This is a genomic window from Undibacterium sp. Di26W, from assembly GCF_049340265.1.
GTDB lineage: Bacteria > Pseudomonadota > Gammaproteobacteria > Burkholderiales > Burkholderiaceae_D > Undibacterium.
This window is the reverse complement of sequence record NZ_JBMPOR010000002.1, coordinates 38,249-56,103: the sequence shown is the minus strand read 5'-3', so window position 1 is coordinate 56,103 and position 17,855 is coordinate 38,249. Positions and strand designations below refer to the sequence as shown.

The window sequence follows — 17,855 nt, the reverse complement described above, 5'->3', positions numbered from 1 at the left end:
GTCCAGATGCCAGTGTTCAAATACGCAAGGCATCCAGCAAATCGGTTTCAAACTGAATCTGGCTGCGGGCACCCTGCAAGGCCGGGCCGTCGACGATAAAGACGTCTTCGACCCTTTCCCCCAGCGTCATGATTTTTGCCGTATGCAAATTGATCTTGTGCTTGGTCAGGATATTCGCAATAGCATACAGCAAGCCATTGCGGTCATTTGCCGAGATCGACAGCAAATAATACTGGCCACGATCATCCGGGCGCAAATTCACAGTGGGCACGATAGGGAAGGTGCGCGACATGCGCGACAGGCGTCCGCGATTCGGCGGCGACAGCGGTGTCTGTCGGGTCAGCACTTCGGTCAATTCATGTTCCAGCAGATTGATGATGTCGCGATAATTATTGGCAAAGGCCGGCTCAATCACCAGGAAGGTATCGAGTGCATAGCCACTTTTGCTGGTGTGAATCTTGGCATCCAGAATGCCAAAGTTCTTGCCATCGAAATAATTGCAGATGCGGGCGAATAAATCCGGCTGGTCCTTGACGTAGACAGTAATCTGCAAGCCCTCGCCAATCGGTGACAAGCGGCATTTCACCACTGGCGTGGCACTGTCTATGCGGTCGTGCAGGGCGCGCGTCTGCCAGGCGATGTCGGATGCATCATGACGCAAAAAGTAAGCGACATCCAGTTGCTGCCAGAATTTTTCGTGGGCATCTGGTTCCAGGCCATACAGGCGCAGCGCCTTGAGGGCATCTTCCTGGCGGTTTTTCAGTTCCCGGTCTTTGCTCGGTGCTTCGCCACCCAGTACGCGCAAGGTCATGCGGTACAGGTCTTCGAGTAATTTGCCTTTCCAGGCATTCCAGACCTTGGGGCTGGTGCCGCGTATGTCGGATACGGTCAGCAAATACAGGGCCGTCAGATGACGCTCATCCTTGACTAGGCTGGCAAAATTTTGCACCACATCCGGATCAGATAAATCCTGCTTTTGCGCCACATGCGACATCGTCAGGTGGTTTTGTACCAGGAAAACGATGAGCCCGGTATTCGCCTTGGTCAGACCATGGTCATAGCAGAATTTCTTGGCATCGGTCATGCCCAGGATGGAATGATCGCCCCCACGCCCCTTGGCAATATCGTGGAACAGGGCGGCAATATACAGTATCCACGGCTGATTGAAATTCGCCATCAATTGACTGCAGAACGGGTATTCATGCGCGTGTTCCGGCATGGTGAAGCGGCGCAGATTGCGCACTACCATCAGGATATGCTGGTCCACCGTGTAGGCATGAAACAGGTCGTGCTGCATCTGCCCTATGATGCGGCGGAAGTTAGGCAGATAGCGCCCGAGTATGCTCATCTGGTTCATGTGGCGTAGGGCATGGGTGATGCCTTGCGGGGACTGCAATATCTGCAGGAACAGTGAACGGTTGAAAATATCGTGCCTGAATTCAGCATCGATCAGCAGGCGCGCATGCCATAGTGCGCGCAGGGTCCTGGCGGTCATGCCCTTGAGTTCACTTTGCCTGGTCATGACCAGGAAGATTTCGAAGATGGTCGACGGTGTCGCTTCAAAGGTGTCGTCCCTGGCAATATCAATAAAGCCGTTCACTTCATTGAAATGCTCATTGATGGGGCGCGGCACCGATGGCTGCGGAAACAAGACAGCCTCGATATTTTGCAGCAATACGGTATTCAACTGAGTGACTGCCTTGGCGGCCCAGTAATAACGCTGCATCAGGTATTCGCTGGCACGCCGCGATTCGGTCGTCTTGAAGCCGAAAGTTTCAGCGATGGGTGACTGCACATCAAAGATCAGGCGGTCTTCACGCCGGCCGGCATAAATGTGCAGGCGTATGCGGATATCCTTGAAGGCGCGTTCATTGCGTTTTAATTGCCGCGCTTCGATGTCGGTAATCAGGCCACTTTCTGCCAGTTCGCGCCATGAATTGCCCAGGTTGGCTGCCTTGGCAACCCAGAGTATCACCTGTAAGTCACGCAGGCCACCCGGGCTTTCCTTGCAGTTCGGTTCCAGGCTGTAGGGTGTGTCTTCATACTTCACATGGCGCTGCTGCAGTTCCAGCAATTTTTCCTGGAAAAATTTTTGCGGATTCATTGCTTCCGCATAGTGCTGCTGCATGTCGCGGAATAACTTGCGGCTGCCGGTTACCAGGCGTGCTTCCAGCAGGCTGGTTTGCACGGTGATGTCGGCCGCGGATTCTTGCAGGCATTCTTCAATGGTGCGTATGCTGTGCCCCATATCCAGGCCGATATCCCAGAACAGCTGCACCAGTTTTTCCAGCTTCTCGCGCAATGCGGCATCCGGTCTTTGCTGCAGCAGTATCAGTACATCCACATCTGAATACGGGAATAGTTCGCCACGGCCATAGCCGCCTACTGCCACCAGTGCTGCTTCCTTGGGAAAATCAAAATGGCGCCAGATCTTGCTCAGCAGATGATCGACGTTGCGGCACAGGTCATGCAGCAATTGCTCTGCCTTGTGATTTTCCTTGAATGCATTAATGACGAGCAGTTGTGCTGACTTTAATTCTTCCTTGAATGTGAGTGCCGGAGTCTGCATTTGCCTATAGGCCTTAGACTTTGGTCGCTGCAGTAATGAAATCCGGAATCGGCGGATAGCCATCCGACAGGGTCAGCACTTCATAGCCGGTTTCGGTCACCAGTACGGTATGTTCCCATTGCGCTGACAGGCTGCGGTCCTTGGTCTTGATGGTCCAGCCATCCGGCATTTCCTTGATTTCACGGCGGCCGGCATTGATCATCGGTTCTACGGTGAAAATCATGCCTGGCAGCAGTTTTTCCATGGTGCCTGGTTTGCCGTAGTGCATGACTTGCGGCGCTTCGTGAAAAATCTTGCCTATTCCATGGCCGCAGAATTCGCGCACCACGCTGTAGCCAGCTTTTTCTGCGTGTTGTTGTATGACATGGCCGATATCGCCCAGATGGACGCCCGGTTTGATTTTTGCGATGCCCAGCCACATGCAGTCATAGGTGATGGCGCTGAGGCGCTTGGCCAGTATGGATGCTTCGCCCAGCAAAAACATGCGGCTGGTATCGCCGTGGTAGCCGTTTTTGATGACGGTGATATCCAGATTGACAGAATCGCCATCTTTCAGGACTTTGTCGCCAGGAATGCCATGGCAGATCACGTCATTGATAGAGGTGCAGATGGCTTTTGGGTAAGGCGTATAGCCTGGCGGGCAGTAATTCAGCGGGGCAGGGATGGTGCCTTGTACATTCAGCATGTATTCGTGGCACAGTCTATCCAGCTCACCCGTGGTGACGCCGACTTTGACAAAAGGCGTGATGTAATCGAGGACTTCGGAAGCCAATCTTCCGGCAATGCGCATGCCGGCGATATCTTCCGGCGTTTTGATAGTAATAGCTTCCATACGTTTTCTTCAGTCTGTTGCCGCGATCAGGTTGATGGCAGCAGGTAAAATTGCGAGAATGTTGCAGAACCGGAATTATAGTCCAGTAAGGCGAGTACCGCATTCTCCCAATAAAACGCAGCACTTGAGGAAAACCCGATTTTCATAGTACAATTGATGGTTAGCTTGTGGATGTATTCAAATATAGCATGAGTTAATTAATTTTTTATTAATCGAATCCGGTCGAAAAGGGTGTCTTCGGCGCTTACATGCAAATCATTGAGATTGTCATGAAGCTGCTTGGATCACTGGCTGGATTCAAGACCTAACCCTGGAGTTATTATGTCTGTAACAATGCGTGAAATGCTGGAAGCCGGTGTGCACTTTGGTCACCAAACCCGTTTTTGGAATCCAAAAATGGCACCGTATATTTTCGGTCATCGCAACAAGATTCATATCGTCAACCTGGAAAAAACCCTGGCCATGTACCAGGAGGCGATGAAGTATATTCGTCAACTGTCTTCAAACCGCGGCACAGTATTGCTGGTTGGTACCAAACGTCAATCCCGTGACATCATCGCTGCTGAAGCAAATCGCTCTGGCATGCCTTTCGTTGATCAGCGCTGGTTGGGTGGTATGTTGACTAACTTCAAAACAGTCAAAACATCGATCAAGCGTCTGAAAGACATGGAAGCTTCCATTGAAGACGGCTCTGTAGAAAAGCTGTCCAAAAAAGAAGGACTGATGTTTCAGCGTGAAATGATCAAGCTGCAAAAATCCATCGGTGGTATCAAGGATATGGGCGGCATTCCTGACGCAATTTTCGTAGTCGACGTCGGCTACCATAAAGGCGCGATTACTGAAGCTGCAAAACTGGGTATCCCTGTTATCGGCGTGGTTGATACTAACCACTCCCCAGAAGGTGTTGCTTACATCATCCCTGGTAATGATGACTCCTCCAAAGCGATCGCTTTGTATGCTCGTGGTGTTGCTGACGCAATCCTCGAAGGTCGTGCAAATGCAGTCAACGAAGTTTTGGAAGCTGTTAAACCAGGTTCCGATGAGTTCGTAGAAGTAGAACAAGCATAATAATTGCCTGTTCAGGCACATGGCTTCAGGTTGTCATGACAACCTGAGGCAAAAAAATGGGCAACAATCGTTCGCCCTTTTTTTTAAACAAAATTTGATATCGGTGCCCCGTGGCACCATTGAACTAGGAGAATGACATGGCGGCAATTACGGCAGCTTTGGTAGGTGCATTGCGCGCGAAGACAGACGCGCCGATGATGGAATGTAAAAAAGCCCTGACAGAAGCAGAAGGCGACATGGAACGTGCGGAAGAAATTCTGCGTGTGAAACTGGGTAGCAAAGCTTCCAAGGCATCTTCCCGTATCACTGCAGAAGGCGTTGTCGCATCTCACATCGCTGGTAAGGTTGGTTCCCTGATCGAAGTTAATTGCGAAACAGACTTCGTTACCAAGAATGATGACTTCCTGGCACTGGCTAATACCTGCGCAAAGCTGATTGCTGAGCATAATCCTGCTGACATCGCAGCATTGGGTGCTTTGCCACTGGATGGCAAGACAGTAGAAGAAGTACGTGCAGCCCTGGTTGGTAGAATCGGCGAAAACATGTCCTTCCGTCGTTTCGTGCGTTTTGACACTAGCGCCAAGCTGGTTTCTTACCTGCACGGCACACGTATCGGCGTGGTTGTTGAATTTGACGGTGCAGATGAGCAAGTGGGTAAAGACGTGGCAATGCACATTGCTGCGATGAAACCAGTTTCTTTGTCTTCTGACCAGGTTCCTGCTGATCTGATCGAAAAAGAACGTTCTGTAGCTGCCCTGAAAGCGGCTGAATCTGGCAAGCCAGCGGATATCGTTGCAAAAATGGTTGATGGCTCTGTGCAAAAATTCCTGAAAGAAGTTTCTTTGCTGAACCAGACTTTCGTCAAGAACGACAAGCAAACTGTTGAACAGATGTTGAAATCTGTTAATACAACAGTGAAAGCGTTCACGATGTTTGTTGTTGGTGAAGGTATTGAGAAGAAGCAGGACGATTTTGCCGCAGAGGTGGCCGCGCAAGTGGCTGCAGCGAAACAAGCGTAATCTGGCGAATCAAAAAAACGGGCCGAAAGGCCCGTTTTTTTAAACCTTGCGATTGTAAGTATTTGTTTCCAGCTCTTTAAGTTTGTGCGTTCAGATGTGAATATCCAGTTCTGGCGTTTTATTTGGTTTGCCTATGATTGTCAGGCTTGCGTTGGCAATCCAAATAGAAAACAAGAGATGCTTTATCAAAGTTATCTCATTCTGCATGTAATCTTTTAGACTAATCAACTTACCAGAAGGAGTCCTATCATGACAAAACCTGCTTACAAGCGTGTACTCTTGAAGCTCTCTGGCGAAGCCCTGATGGGCGATGATCCGTTTGGCATTAACCGCGCCACCATAGAACGCATGGTGGCCGATGTGGCAGAAGTATCAAGAATGGGCGTGGAACTGGCAATTGTCATCGGCGGCGGCAACATCTTCCGTGGTGTGGCGCCAGGTGCCCAGGGTATGGACAGGGCTACTGCCGATTACATGGGCATGCTGGCCACCGTCATGAATGCACTGGCGTTGTCGGATGCCATGCGTCAGGTTGGCCTGACATCCCGCGTGATGTCGGCGATTGCCATTGACCAGGTGGTCGAGCCCTATGTGCGTCCCAAAGCCCTGCAATACCTGGAAGAAGGCAAGGTCATCGTCTTTGCTGCCGGTACCGGCAACCCTTTCTTTACCACCGACACCGCCGCTGCCTTGCGTGGTTCCGAGATCGGTGCTGAAATCGTACTGAAGGCGACCAAGGTGGACGGTGTCTATACTGCCGACCCTAAAAAGGATGCGACAGCGACCCGTTACACCACGATTTCCTTTGATGAGGCGATTGCCCGCCACTTGCAAGTCATGGATGCCACCGCATTTGCCCTGTGCCGTGATCAGAAATTGCCAATCAAGGTATTTTCCATTATTAAGCCGGGCGCATTGAAGAATGTCATCCTGGGGGCAGACGAAGGCACATTAGTGCACGTATAATCCTGCACTTTGGATGGTTCATATTAATTCGGCAAGGAGAGGCGGTTGCGCCATCCCAGCCACGATGTACAGGAGAGCGCCATGAGCGTAGCAGATATTAAAAAGAATTCCGACCAGCGCATGCAAAAGTCAATCGAGACTTTGAAAAACGATTTGGCCAAGGTCCGTACCGGCCGTGCCCACACTGGCATTCTCGACCACGTCCAGGTTGATTACTACGGAACACCTACCCATATTACCCAGGTTGCCAATGTGACGCTGATTGATGCGCGTACCATCGGTGTGCAGCCTTGGGAAAAGAAGATGCTCAATGCGATTGAAAAAGCCATCCGTGACGCTGATCTGGGTTTGAATCCGTCGTCTCAGGGCGAACTGATACGCGTGCCTACACCGCCGCTGACAGAAGAGCGTCGCAAAGAGATGGTCAAGCTGGTCAAGACCGAAGGTGAGAGCGCCAAGATTGCCATCCGCAATATTCGCCGCGATGCCAATGAAACACTGAAAAAGATGTTGAAAGAGAAAGAATGCTCGGAAGATGATGAGCGTCGTTCGCAAGATGAAGTCCAGAAACTGACTGATAAATTCGTTGCTGAAGTGGACAAGCTTCTGGCCGACAAAGAGAAAGAAGTGTTGACAGTTTAAGCCCTTGCCCGCGTACCAACACATTCTGGATTTACATGAGCCATACAAGTTCTACCAAGGAAGTTCCTGCGGTTGGCGCGATTCCTAAACATATTGCAATCATCATGGACGGCAACGGACGCTGGGCAACCAAGCGTTTCTTGCCGCGCGTCGCTGGCCATGTGAAGGGCGTGGAAGCAGTCAGGGGCGTGGTTGAGGCCTGCGCCCGGCGCGGCGTGTCTTACCTGACCCTGTTTGCTTTCAGTTCTGAAAACTGGCGTCGCCCGGCGGAAGAAGTGTCTTTGCTGATGCGTCTGTTCGTCACTGCGCTGGAAAAAGAAGTGGCAAAAATGCACGCCAATGATATCCGCCTGAAAGTGGTGGGTGACCTGACGCGTTTCGATGTCAAATTGCAAGCCATGATACAGGCGGCGGAAGAAAAAACCGCCCTGAACAAGGGCCTGACCGTCACCGTCTGCGCCAATTATGGTGGGCGCTGGGATATCGTGCAGGCGGCCAATCGCCTGCAGCAGGACCTGAGCGCCGCTGGCAAGGCCGGGCAAGCGATAGATGAAGACCAGTTGGCTGCTTATCTGTCCATGGCCTATGCGCCTGAGCCTGACCTGTTCGTCCGCACTGGCGGCGAAACCCGCATTTCCAATTTCCTTTTATGGCAATTGGCCTATAGTGAATTCTATTTCACGGATACATTCTGGCCTGATTTTGATGCGGCAGCACTGGATCTGGCTATCGCCTCCTATCAGCATCGTGAGCGCCGCTTTGGCCGCACCAGTGCGCAGGTATCCGAACAATCCCCTGCACAAGAAAGCAATTGATGCTAAAAACCCGTGTAGCGACAGCCCTGGTTTTGCTGGCGATCTTGCTGCCAGTTCTGTATTCGGCTTCGTTTATCGCTTTTGCCGTGCTTGCGCTGGTGTTCTTTGCAGCGGCCATCTGGGAATGCCAGCGTTTGTTTGCCAAGCCGGCACCGCTGGTCATGGCGGTAATCTGGACTGGCATGCTGGGGTACTTTTACTTCCATCTTGAGAGTTTTTCGCAACTCTTGCTGTTTGCCTTTGCCAGCGCATTCTGGATTTTCCGTTTGTTGCCGACACTGGCGCGCGGCTTGCCCGACGTGCGCGGCTTTACCAGTGGCTTGCTGAGTGCCTTGTACGGCATCAGCATCTTTGCCTGTTTCGTGGCGATTGCGGTGTTCTTCAAATATTCACCCATGTATCTGTTTTCTGTCATGGCCATCGTCTGGGTCGCGGATATTGGTGCTTATTTTTCAGGGAAGGCCTTGGGAAAGCACAAGCTGGCACCAACTATTTCTCCAGGAAAATCCTGGGAAGGCGCGATAGGCGGCTGGGTCTGCGTAGTGGCGCTGGCGACGGCGACAGCGTTTATCCCTGGCCTGGAAAATACGTTTACTGCACATTTGCTGGCCAGAAAAGGCTGGCTGATATTCGTGCTTGCCATGAGCGTGTTGACAGCAGCCAGTGTCGTCGGTGATTTGTTTGAATCATCGCTGAAACGGCGCGTCGGCATGAAAGACAGCAGCAAACTGTTGCCGGGACATGGCGGCGTGCTGGACAGGATAGATGCGCTGATACCAGTTCTTCCACTGGCAGCTTTGCTGGATTTATGGCGATAGACAGTATGCAGAAAAAACAGCAGTTATGCATTTTGGGAGCCACCGGCTCAATCGGCGTATCCACGCTGGATGTCGTTGCCAGGCACCCTGATCGCTATGGCGTTTTTGCCCTGACTGCACATACACAAGTGGAAAAACTGGCGCAACAATGCCAGGCTTTTTTACCCCAGGTCGCAGTGGTGGGTACGGCCAAAGCGGCAGATGAACTTGCCAGCCGCTTGCGGGAAATGAATCTGGCCCATATCCAGGTACAACATGGCCCGCAGGCCTTGTGTGATGTCGCCAGTGCGCCGGAATGCGATAGCGTGATGGCCGCCATCGTCGGTGCTGCCGGTTTGCCGGCCTCGCTGGCAGCCGCGCGTGCCGGCAAGAAGGTCTTGCTGGCCAACAAGGAAGCGCTGGTCATGTCGGGGCAGTTGTTTATCGATGCGATCCAGCATAGTGGTGCTGCACTCTTGCCCATCGATAGTGAACACAATGCCATATTCCAGTGTCTGCCGGGTAAGTATGACCGCCGGCCCGGACATCATGGCATCCACAAGATTCTGCTGACTGCCTCTGGCGGTCCTTTCCTGAACCGGGACGTGTCGACGCTCACCGATGTCACACCGGAACAGGCGGTTGCCCACCCGAACTGGGTCATGGGACGCAAAATCTCCGTTGATTCAGCGACCATGATGAACAAGGGGCTGGAAGTGATTGAAGCCCACTGGCTGTTTGCGACACCGGCGGAGCAGATCGAAGTCGTGATTCATCCACAAAGCGTGATTCATTCCATGGTGTCTTATACCGATGGTACCGTGCTGGCACAGATGGGCAATCCAGACATGCGCATTCCTATCGCCTATGGCATGGCGTATCCTGAACGGATAGCTTCCGGTGTGGCGCCTCTCGACCTGTTGAAGGTGGCCAGCCTGCATTTCCAGGCGCCGGATATGACGCGTTTTCCTTGCCTGCAATTGGCCTATGATGCCTTGCGCACAGGACAGTCTGCCGCAATCATATTGAACGCAAGTAATGAAGTCGCTGTCCAAGCATTTTTGGATAAAAAAATCGGCTTCCGCATGATCAATCAGCTCATACAGCGCACGCTGGAAAAAATGGCGGTGACCGACACCCCAGACCTGGACAGCATCCTGGCCTGTGATGCAGAGGCGCGTGCACTGACAGGGGCGATGATCCTGTGATGATATTTTTTCAAAGTGTCCTGGCTTTTTTTGTAAGCTTGAGTATTTTGGTGAATATTCATGAGTTGGGCCACTATCTGGTGGCGCGCTGGTGCGGCGTGAAAGTGCGGCGATATTCTTTTGGCTGGGGGAAGGTCATTTATTCCCGTAAATTTGGTAAAGACCAGATGGAATGGGCGATTTCCAATTTACCCTTGGGTGGCTATGTTTCGTGGTTTGATTCCAGTGATCCTGATACCACTGAGTTTACACAGGAAGATGTGGCGCGCGAATTTCGCAATCAATCTGTCTGGAAGCGTGCAGCAATTGTTCTGGCTGGGCCGATGGCGAATTTTCTCCTGGCTATTGCCCTGTTTGCCGGTTTGTTTATGCACGGTATTCAGGAGCCAGTGGCAAAATTGCGATTGACATCAAGTTCTTCCCTTGCTTACCAGGCTGGCTTGCGGCAGGGCGATCTGGTGCTTGAGATCAATGACAAGAAAATACAGACCTGGACTGAGCTGAAGTGGCATCTGATGAAAGCCGGCCTGTCGCATGCCGATCCACATATCGAAGTGCAGCGGGATAACCCGGATAGACCTGGCAGTAAAATCCGGCTTTCTGTTGAACTGCCCGTGAAGCAATTAAGCGCAAAAGAGCTGGAAGGCGATTTTGCTGGCTTGGTGGGTTTGGGTTTGGCAGTTAATCCTGAGGTTATTTTCGATGAAGTGATGCCGGATAGTCCTGCCTCGAAGGCGGGCTTGCTGGCGGGTGATCAAATCATTGCCGTGGGGCAAAAACCTTTGCTGGATGTGATCGATTTTATTGGCGTCGTCAACGCTAATCCCGGTAAACCGTTGAGTCTATTGGTAAAAAGAAAGCAGGATCGCTTTGAGGTAGATGTGACGCCTGTGGCGCAACAAGTCAATGGAAAGACAGTAGGGCAGTTGAAAGTAAAATTGCGGGCGGTGAATGCAGAAATAGTGACCGTTCAGTCTTCCTTCTTTGAAGCAATTTCCAAAGCAGCGGAACGAGTATGGGATACCAGTTCCCTGAGTTTGAAAATGATAGGGAAGATGTTTACTGGCGAAGTTTCCCTAAGGAATATATCTGGCCCGATAACTATTGCCGATTATGCGGGGCAAACCTCCAGAATCGGGGCAATTAGTTATATTAATTTCATTGCCTTCGTCAGTATTAGCCTGGGAGTGATGAATTTACTACCTATTCCATTTTTGGATGGAGGGCATTTGTTGTATTATTCGCTGGAAGTTTTGACAGGGAAACCTTTGCCCGAGCGTTCTATCAGAATGGCGCAATACGCAGGGGGTACATTGCTATTGGCCATGATGGGGATAGCTTTTTTTAATGACTTTGCCAGACTAATGTCATACTTGCCCCGACTAATGCCATAATAGCCGGTTGATGACAGGAACTCATTTCAGATAGCAATATTGAGAGTGTTGAAAGAAATTTATACCCAATGAAATTACATATCGAGCAGTTCACTTTAGCCCATTTTCGTCGTCATGCCTTGTCTCTGGCCGCATTTGCACTCTGCACTGGAAACGCACTCGCGATTGAACCCTTTACCGTCAAGGATATACGGGTAGAAGGATTGCAACGGACGGAGGCCGGTACTGTATTCAGCTATTTACCTGTCAAGGTCGGCGAGGTATTTGATGACGCTAAAAGTACGACTGCGATCAAATCCCTGTATGCCACGGGTTTCTTCAAGGATGTTCAGATAGAAGTACAGGATGGGATTCTGGTTGTTTTGCTGGAAGAGCGTCCTACCATCGCCGGCGTGGAATTTACCGGCACCAAGGAATTTGAGAAAGATGCACTGGTCAAGGCGCTGAAAGATATCGGTGTCGGCGAATCACGCATCTTCGATAAGGCAACGGTTGACCGTGCCGAGCAGGAATTAAAACGCCAATACCTGTCCAAGGGCTTGTATGGCATGCAAATAACCACCACCATCACGCCGATAGAACGTAACCGTGTGAACGTGACGTTTGCGGTGGATGAAGGCGATGTGGCAAAAATTGCCCAGATCAATATCATTGGTAACAAGGCTTTTTCGGATGGTGAACTGCGCGAGTTGATGGCCTTGTCCACCCCAGGCTGGTTTAGCTGGTACACCAAGGCTGACCAGTATTCGAAACAGAAGCTGTCGGGTGATATCGAGACCTTGCGCTCGTTTTATCAAAACCGTGGCTATCTGGAGATGCAAATCCTGTCTACCCAGATTTCCATCACCCCGGACAAGAAAGACATCTACATTACCATCAACCTTGATGAAGGCGACAAGTACACTGTTTCCGATATCAAGCTTGAAGGCGACACCATGGGACGTGAAGAAGAGCTCGCTTCCCTGTTATTGTTGAAAAAAGGCAATATTTACAATGCGGCCCGCCTGACCGAGAGTACCAAGCGCATTTCCGAGCGTATGGGTAACTTTGGTTATGCATTTGCCAACGTTAATGCCAATCCTATCCTCGACAAAGAAAAGAAAGAAGTTGCATTCACGATCTTTGTTGATCCGGGCAAGCGCGTCTATGTGCGTCGTATCAACCTGGCTGGTAATACCCGTACGCGTGATGAGGTCATCCGCCGCGAATTCCGTCAGTTTGAAAGTTCCTGGTACGATGGCGAAAAAATCAAGACTTCCCGTGACCGCGTAGAGCGTCTGGGTTACTTCAAGGATGTGACGATAGAAACACCTGAAGTACCTACCAGCGTTGATCAGGTGGACGTAAATCTGTCCGTCACTGAAAAACCGACGGGTAATCTTTTGTTTGGTGCCGGTTACTCCAGTGCTGAAAGACTGACGTTGACTGGTTCCATCCAGCAAGCCAATGCCTTTGGTAGTGGTGATACGATAGGTCTGGATATCAATACCAGCAGCCAGAACCGCACCATTGCGGTTTCTCACACAGATCCGTATTTTACCGACGATGGTGTTAGTCGCAATATCGAAGCTTACATACGTACCACGCGTCCTATTATCGGTAGCGTCGGCGATTATAAAATCCAGACCACCGGTGGTGCCTTGCGTTTTGGTGTACCGTTCTCTGAAGTCGATACCGTCTTCTTTGGCCTGGGTTTTGAACGTACCAAGGTACAAACCTTTTACGGCAGCCCGTATCGCTACCTGAAATATGTTGCCGACTATGGCAATGGTTCCAAAGACACCGGCAGTGTGGACTACGGTGTCGGTGAGGCCGTAACCACGTCCTTCCCGCTGACTGCCGCATGGCAAAGGGATAGCCGCGATAGCGTATTGACGCCGACTATCGGTCGTTATCAGCGTGCCAATCTCGAATTATCAGCGGTAGGCAGCTTCAAATACTATCGTGCGATCTATAATGCACAATTGTTCCAGCCGGTTTATCGTTCCGTCGTGCTGGCTTTGAACGGTGAATTTGACTATGGTCACGGTTTGGGCGGTAAGCCTTATCCTTTGTTTAAAAACTTCTATGCTGGTGGTATCGGTTCGGTTCGTGGCTATGAACCTTCTACCCTGGGTACCAAGGATCCGAATGGCGATGCACTGGGTGGTGCAACGAGGTTGCTAGGTAATGTAGAATTACAGATTCCATTCCCTGGTGCGGATAAATCCCTGCGCTGGTTTACCTTCCTTGACGGCGGTAACGTCTTTGATGAGGGACAAAAAGTCCGTGCGAAGGATTTGCGCTTTTCTGCAGGTATAGGTATAAGCTGGATATCGCCGGTTGGTCCATTGAAACTGAGCTTTGGTAAAGCACTGAATGCCAAAGAAGATGACAAGAAACAGTCATTCCAGTTCCAGATGGGTACCGGGTTCTGATAAAGGCATTACCATATTTGTTTTAGTACGTGTTACGGAGATTATTTTGAGTCAACATATTACCCCGGCCCAATTGCTACAGCGCATGTTGCTTGGTGCGGCTTGCGTTTTCAGCATGGCCCAGGCGCAGGCACAGGATTCCAGAATTGCCATCTTTGATTCCCAAAGGGTAATACGCGAATCGGTGCCGGCGAAAGCAGCCGAAGCCAAGCTGAAAGTTGAATTCTCCAAGCGACGTGAAGAATTGGAAGGCCTCGCCAAGAGAATCAAGGCTATGGCAGAGAAGCTGGACAAGGATGCACCAGTCTTGTCCGAAACCGACCGTATCAAGCGTCAGCGCGAAATCACTGAGCTGGATCAGGACTTCAATCGCAAACAGCGTATTTACAATGAAGACTTGAACCAGCGTCAGAATGAAGAAATCGCTTCGCTGGTGGAACGTGCCCAAAGAGCCATCAAGCAAATCGCCGAAGCCGAGAAGATTGATGTCGTACTGCAAGACGTGGTGTACTCCAACCCGCGTATTGATATTACAGATAAAGTTCTGAAGGCACTTTCCAAATAATTCCTATGACCACGAGCATTCGGCTGGGTGAATTGGTCGATCGCTTCGGTGGTCAATTGATCGGTTCACCGGATATATCTGTTGCTGCGATTGCGCCTTTAAGCGAGGCCGGCGAGCGGCACATCACCTTCTTGTCCAACCCCAAATTGCGTCACCAGGCTGCAGCTACCAAGGCCGCAGCATTGATAGTGACACAGGCTGATTTCGATCAGTTGGGGACGGAATACCAGGGGGCTTACCTGATTGTCCCTAACCCCTATGTCTATTTCGCCCGCGCAGCCCAGTATTTTGCGGCTTTGAACGCGATACCGGCAGTCACCGGCATACATCCGGCCGCCTGGGTCAGCCCGCAAGCGATCGTGGCGGCGACGGCCAGCATCGGCCCGAATGTCAGCATTGATGCCGAAGCAGTCATCGGTGAGCATGTGGTGATCAAGGCGGGCGCTGTCATCGGACGTGGTGTCAGCATCGGCGAGCATAGCCTGATCCATGCCAATGCCAGCATTTACGATTATTGTGTGATCGGCCAGCGCTGCATCATTCATTCCGGTGCGGTGATCGGGGCAGATGGTTTTGGCTTTGCCAATGAAAAAGGGCAATGGATCAAGATCCCGCAAACGGGCAGGGTACTGATTGGTGATGATGTGGAAATCGGCGCCAATACCAGCATAGACCGCGGCGCGCTGGCTGATACCATCATTGAAGAAGGCGTCAAGCTTGATAACCAGATACAGATAGGCCACAACTGCCATATCGGTGCGCATACAGCCATGGCTGGCTGCGTCGGCGTGGCTGGCAGCGCCAAGATAGGTAAATACTGTACGTTTGGCGGTGCTGCCATGGTGCTGGGGCATCTGACCATCGTCGACAATGTGCATATTTCTTCTGCCAGCATGGTATCCCGTTCGATACTGGAAGCAGGGCAATATACCGGCTTCTATCCCCTGGCCAAGAATGCCGAGTGGGAAAAAACTGCTGCCATCGTGCGCAATTTATCGGGTATGCGCGAAAAAATGCGCTACCTGGAAAAAACAATGAAAACACTGACTGAAAAAGATCATGAATAGCCTGGACATCAATCAAATCAAAGAATACCTGCCACATCGTTATCCCATGTTATTGGTTGATCGCGTACTGAGTTGGGAAAATGGCAAGACCATCACCGCCATCAAAAATGTCACAGCAAATGAAGAGTTTTTTAACGGACACTTCCCGAACAAGCCTGTCATGCCTGGCGTATTGATGATAGAGGCCATGGCGCAGACTGCCGCCATACTCTCATTTTTAACCATGGGTCAGAAACCGGATGAAAATACCATCGTGTATTTCCTCGGTATTGATGGCGCACGCTTCAAGCGCCCGGTAGAGCCTGGTGACCAGTTGAAGATGGAAGTGGAGATCATCAAGGTTACCCGTGGCATCTGGAAATACAAGGCCAAAGCGACGGTAGATGGTCAATTGGCGGTAGAAGGCGAATTGATGTGCACCATGCGTACGAAAGACGAAGCCTAGGAGGAAACATGCGTATCCATCCAACAGCACTGATTGATCCTCTGGCCAGACTCGACAGTACGGTAGAGGTGGGTGCCTATTCCATTATCGGCCCGTATGTCACGATTGCGGCTGACACCAAAGTTGGTCCGCATGTGGTCATCGAAGGGCATACGACCATAGGCCGCAACAATACTTTTTACCAGTTTTCATCGATAGGCGCTGCACCGCAAGACAAGAAATATGCGGGTGAGCCTACGCGCCTGGAAATTGGTGACAATAACGTCATTCGCGAATTTTGCACCTTCAATCTGGGCACGGTACAGGACAATGGCGTTACCCGTCTGGGAAATGACAACTGGATCATGGCCTATGTGCATCTGGCCCATGACTGCCAGGTCGGCAATAACGTCATTTTCGCCAATAATGCGGCGCTGGCTGGCCATGTACACGTCGGTGACTGGGTGATACTCGGTGGCTTTACCAATGTCCACCAGTTCTGCAAGATAGGCCCGCATGCGATGTGCGGCATGGGCACGTCCCTGTTGCAGGACGTGCCACCATTTGTCATGCTGAACGGCAATCCGGCAGCGGCCCACGGCATCAATGTCGAAGGGCTGAAGCGCCGTGGCTTTAGCCGCGAACAGATTTCTGCCATACGCCAGTCTTACAAGCTGATCTACAAGTCCGGCCTGACGCTGGAAGAGGCCAAGGCAGCGCTGGATGAGCAGGTGACAGAACTGGAAGCGGATGTTGCTCTGCATGTGCAGTCAATGCGCCATTTCCTTGATGCTGCGACACGCGGCATAGTCCGTTAAGTCTGATTGTGACAAATCTTCCTGATCGGCCAGGCCATCCAAGCCTTCCAGGCCGTCCCATCATTGCCATGGTGGCCGGAGAAACCTCTGGTGACATGCTGGCCAACCGCCTCTTGTCCGGCTTGCGCCCGGCCTTGCCGGATGCCCATATGCATGGCATCGGTGGCCCGCGCATGGCCGAACACGGTTTCGTCAATGACTGGCCGATGGATAAACTGTCCGTGCGCGGCCTGTTTGAGGTGCTGGCGCATTACCGTGAAATTAGCGGCATACGCAAGCAATTGCGTGAACAACTGTTGCGGGAAAAGCCGGATGTCTTCATCGGTGTCGATGCGCCTGACTTTAATCTGGATCTGGAAATCCAGTTAAAACGCGCCGGTATTCCCACCATGCACTACATCAGCCCATCGATCTGGGCATGGCGAGGCGGTCGTATCAAAAAAATTGCCGAAGCCGTATCCCACATGCTGGTGGTGTTTCCGTTTGAAGAAGAGATATACCGCAAGGCCGGCATACCGGTGACCTATGTCGGCCATCCGCTGGCGCAGGTCATTCCCATGGAAACGGATACAGCTGCCGCCAGGGATGAACTGGGCCTGGACAAGAATGCCAGGGTAGTCACCATTTTGCCGGGCAGCCGCATGTCCGAGATCAAATACAATACGGAAGCCTTTATCCGGACTGCCAAGATTTTGTGTGAACGCGACCCGCATCTGCAGATCGTGGTGCCGATGGCGGGTGAAAAACAGCGCAGCTATTACATCAAGCTGGTGGTTGATGCCAAGCTCGATCATGTACCGGTGTTGCTGATTGATGGCCGCTCGCATACTGCCATTGCGGCGGCAGATGCGGTATTGGTGGCTTCAGGCACCGCGTCACTGGAAGTGGCTTTGTTCAAGAAGCCGATGGTGATTGCCTACAAGATGATGGAAGCTTCGTGGCAGATTTTGCGGCATATGGGTTACCAGCCCTGGATAGGGTTGCCGAATATCCTGGCGCGTGAGTTTCTGGTGCCGGAATTTTTGCAATCTGCCGCCAGGCCGGATGCGATGGCCGATGCACTGTGGCAGCAGTTAAGCGACAGCGCCTTGCAGGAACGCCTGAAGCTGCGCTTCGTCGACATGCATCATTCCCTGTTGCGCGATACCGCCAACGTCTCGGCGCAAGCCGTATTACAATTGATTTCAGCATCCTGAGGCAATTTGCCCCGGCATTTTCTGATAGGGCCACAGGCCAGTTTTCCTTTAAGAGTAG

The 17,855-nt window shown here is 51.5% G+C and carries 16 protein-coding genes; 14 read left to right on the top strand and 2 right to left on the bottom strand.

The features are described from left to right. Window positions 1-16 precede the first annotated feature (16 nt). Entirely contained in the window at window positions 17-2,569 is a 2,553-nt protein-coding gene (locus ACO0LM_RS02630; RefSeq protein WP_423034084.1) for a [protein-PII] uridylyltransferase, read from the bottom strand. 13 nt (window positions 2,570-2,582) lie between these two features. Next, window positions 2,583-3,401: a type I methionyl aminopeptidase gene (gene map / locus ACO0LM_RS02625; RefSeq protein WP_423034082.1), complete on the bottom strand. Its 819-nt coding sequence runs from the start codon at window positions 3,399-3,401 to the stop codon at window positions 2,583-2,585. Window positions 3,402-3,722: 321 nt separating this feature from the next. Here map and rpsB point away from each other — a divergent pair, with 321 nt between their 5' ends. From rpsB to lpxB, 14 genes are all read left to right on the top strand, one after another. After that, window positions 3,723-4,469 (top strand): 30S ribosomal protein S2, encoded by a 747-nt coding sequence (gene rpsB, locus ACO0LM_RS02620; RefSeq protein WP_423034080.1) that lies wholly within the window; start codon window positions 3,723-3,725, stop codon window positions 4,467-4,469. 137 nt (window positions 4,470-4,606) lie between these two features. Beyond that, window positions 4,607-5,488 carry a translation elongation factor Ts gene (gene tsf, locus ACO0LM_RS02615; RefSeq protein ID WP_423034078.1) on the top strand — a complete coding sequence of 294 codons (882 nt, stop codon included), beginning with the start codon at window positions 4,607-4,609 and terminating at the stop codon, window positions 5,486-5,488. A gap of 249 nt (window positions 5,489-5,737) precedes the next feature. Then, window positions 5,738-6,454, top strand: coding sequence for a UMP kinase (gene pyrH, locus ACO0LM_RS02610; RefSeq protein WP_162041352.1), 717 nt, complete (start codon window positions 5,738-5,740; stop codon window positions 6,452-6,454). An 81-nt stretch (window positions 6,455-6,535) separates the two neighbouring features. Continuing rightward, on the top strand, window positions 6,536-7,096 hold the full coding sequence (gene frr, locus ACO0LM_RS02605; protein WP_422982190.1) for a ribosome recycling factor: 561 nt from the start codon (window positions 6,536-6,538) through the stop codon (window positions 7,094-7,096). Between the two features lie 35 nt (window positions 7,097-7,131). After that, on the top strand, window positions 7,132-7,911 hold the full coding sequence (locus tag ACO0LM_RS02600) for an isoprenyl transferase (protein ID WP_423034076.1): 780 nt from the start codon (window positions 7,132-7,134) through the stop codon (window positions 7,909-7,911). Further along, window positions 7,911-8,729, top strand: coding sequence for a phosphatidate cytidylyltransferase (locus ACO0LM_RS02595; RefSeq protein ID WP_423034074.1), 819 nt, complete (start codon window positions 7,911-7,913; stop codon window positions 8,727-8,729). The genes ACO0LM_RS02600 and ACO0LM_RS02595 overlap by 1 nt, the downstream gene beginning before the upstream one ends. Before the next feature lie 5 nt (window positions 8,730-8,734). After that, window positions 8,735-9,916, top strand: coding sequence for a 1-deoxy-D-xylulose-5-phosphate reductoisomerase (gene ispC, locus ACO0LM_RS02590; RefSeq protein ID WP_423034072.1), 1,182 nt, complete (start codon window positions 8,735-8,737; stop codon window positions 9,914-9,916). Further along, a complete protein-coding gene (gene rseP, locus ACO0LM_RS02585) occupies window positions 9,916-11,310 on the top strand; it encodes an RIP metalloprotease RseP (RefSeq protein ID WP_423034070.1) in 1,395 nt (464 codons plus the stop codon). Before ispC ends, rseP begins: the two co-directional genes overlap by 1 nt. 68 nt (window positions 11,311-11,378) lie before the next feature. Continuing rightward, window positions 11,379-13,727 carry an outer membrane protein assembly factor BamA gene (gene bamA / locus ACO0LM_RS02580; protein WP_423034068.1) on the top strand — a complete coding sequence of 783 codons (2,349 nt, stop codon included), beginning with the start codon at window positions 11,379-11,381 and terminating at the stop codon, window positions 13,725-13,727. Between the two features lie 85 nt (window positions 13,728-13,812). After that, window positions 13,813-14,292 (top strand): OmpH family outer membrane protein, encoded by a 480-nt coding sequence (locus ACO0LM_RS02575; RefSeq protein WP_423034637.1) that lies wholly within the window; start codon window positions 13,813-13,815, stop codon window positions 14,290-14,292. 5 nt (window positions 14,293-14,297) lie between these two features. Then, window positions 14,298-15,359: a UDP-3-O-(3-hydroxymyristoyl)glucosamine N-acyltransferase gene (gene lpxD, locus ACO0LM_RS02570; RefSeq protein WP_423034066.1), complete on the top strand. Its 1,062-nt coding sequence runs from the start codon at window positions 14,298-14,300 to the stop codon at window positions 15,357-15,359. Next, window positions 15,352-15,804, top strand: a complete 453-nt coding sequence (gene fabZ, locus ACO0LM_RS02565; RefSeq protein ID WP_422982176.1) for a 3-hydroxyacyl-ACP dehydratase FabZ — start codon at window positions 15,352-15,354, stop codon at window positions 15,802-15,804. Before lpxD ends, fabZ begins: the two co-directional genes overlap by 8 nt. Before the next feature lie 8 nt (window positions 15,805-15,812). Then, window positions 15,813-16,601: an acyl-ACP--UDP-N-acetylglucosamine O-acyltransferase gene (gene lpxA / locus ACO0LM_RS02560; protein WP_423034064.1), complete on the top strand. Its 789-nt coding sequence runs from the start codon at window positions 15,813-15,815 to the stop codon at window positions 16,599-16,601. Window positions 16,602-16,669: 68 nt separating this feature from the next. Beyond that, a complete protein-coding gene (gene lpxB / locus ACO0LM_RS02555) occupies window positions 16,670-17,797 on the top strand; it encodes a lipid-A-disaccharide synthase (protein WP_423034635.1) in 1,128 nt (375 codons plus the stop codon). The last annotated feature ends 58 nt before the right edge of the window (window positions 17,798-17,855 follow it).

What these genes read in the sequence shown, in the direction of transcription:
- ACO0LM_RS02630 (WP_423034084.1), bottom strand. Translation starts at nt 2,569, where the DNA reads ATGCAGACTCCGGCACTCACATTCAAGGAAGAATTAAAGTCAGCACAA.
- map (WP_423034082.1), bottom strand. Translation starts at nt 3,401, where the DNA reads ATGGAAGCTATTACTATCAAAACGCCGGAAGATATCGCCGGCATGCGC.
- rpsB (WP_423034080.1), top strand. Translation starts at nt 3,723, where the DNA reads ATGTCTGTAACAATGCGTGAAATGCTGGAAGCCGGTGTGCACTTTGGT.
- tsf (WP_423034078.1), top strand. Translation starts at nt 4,607, where the DNA reads ATGGCGGCAATTACGGCAGCTTTGGTAGGTGCATTGCGCGCGAAGACA.
- pyrH (WP_162041352.1), top strand. Translation starts at nt 5,738, where the DNA reads ATGACAAAACCTGCTTACAAGCGTGTACTCTTGAAGCTCTCTGGCGAA.
- frr (WP_422982190.1), top strand. Translation starts at nt 6,536, where the DNA reads ATGAGCGTAGCAGATATTAAAAAGAATTCCGACCAGCGCATGCAAAAG.
- ACO0LM_RS02600 (WP_423034076.1), top strand. Translation starts at nt 7,132, where the DNA reads ATGAGCCATACAAGTTCTACCAAGGAAGTTCCTGCGGTTGGCGCGATT.
- ACO0LM_RS02595 (WP_423034074.1), top strand. Translation starts at nt 7,911, where the DNA reads ATGCTAAAAACCCGTGTAGCGACAGCCCTGGTTTTGCTGGCGATCTTG.
- ispC (WP_423034072.1), top strand. Translation starts at nt 8,735, where the DNA reads ATGCAGAAAAAACAGCAGTTATGCATTTTGGGAGCCACCGGCTCAATC.
- rseP (WP_423034070.1), top strand. Translation starts at nt 9,916, where the DNA reads ATGATATTTTTTCAAAGTGTCCTGGCTTTTTTTGTAAGCTTGAGTATT.
- bamA (WP_423034068.1), top strand. Translation starts at nt 11,379, where the DNA reads ATGAAATTACATATCGAGCAGTTCACTTTAGCCCATTTTCGTCGTCAT.
- ACO0LM_RS02575 (WP_423034637.1), top strand. Translation starts at nt 13,813, where the DNA reads ATGTTGCTTGGTGCGGCTTGCGTTTTCAGCATGGCCCAGGCGCAGGCA.
- lpxD (WP_423034066.1), top strand. Translation starts at nt 14,298, where the DNA reads ATGACCACGAGCATTCGGCTGGGTGAATTGGTCGATCGCTTCGGTGGT.
- fabZ (WP_422982176.1), top strand. Translation starts at nt 15,352, where the DNA reads ATGAATAGCCTGGACATCAATCAAATCAAAGAATACCTGCCACATCGT.
- lpxA (WP_423034064.1), top strand. Translation starts at nt 15,813, where the DNA reads ATGCGTATCCATCCAACAGCACTGATTGATCCTCTGGCCAGACTCGAC.
- lpxB (WP_423034635.1), top strand. Translation starts at nt 16,670, where the DNA reads ATGGTGGCCGGAGAAACCTCTGGTGACATGCTGGCCAACCGCCTCTTG.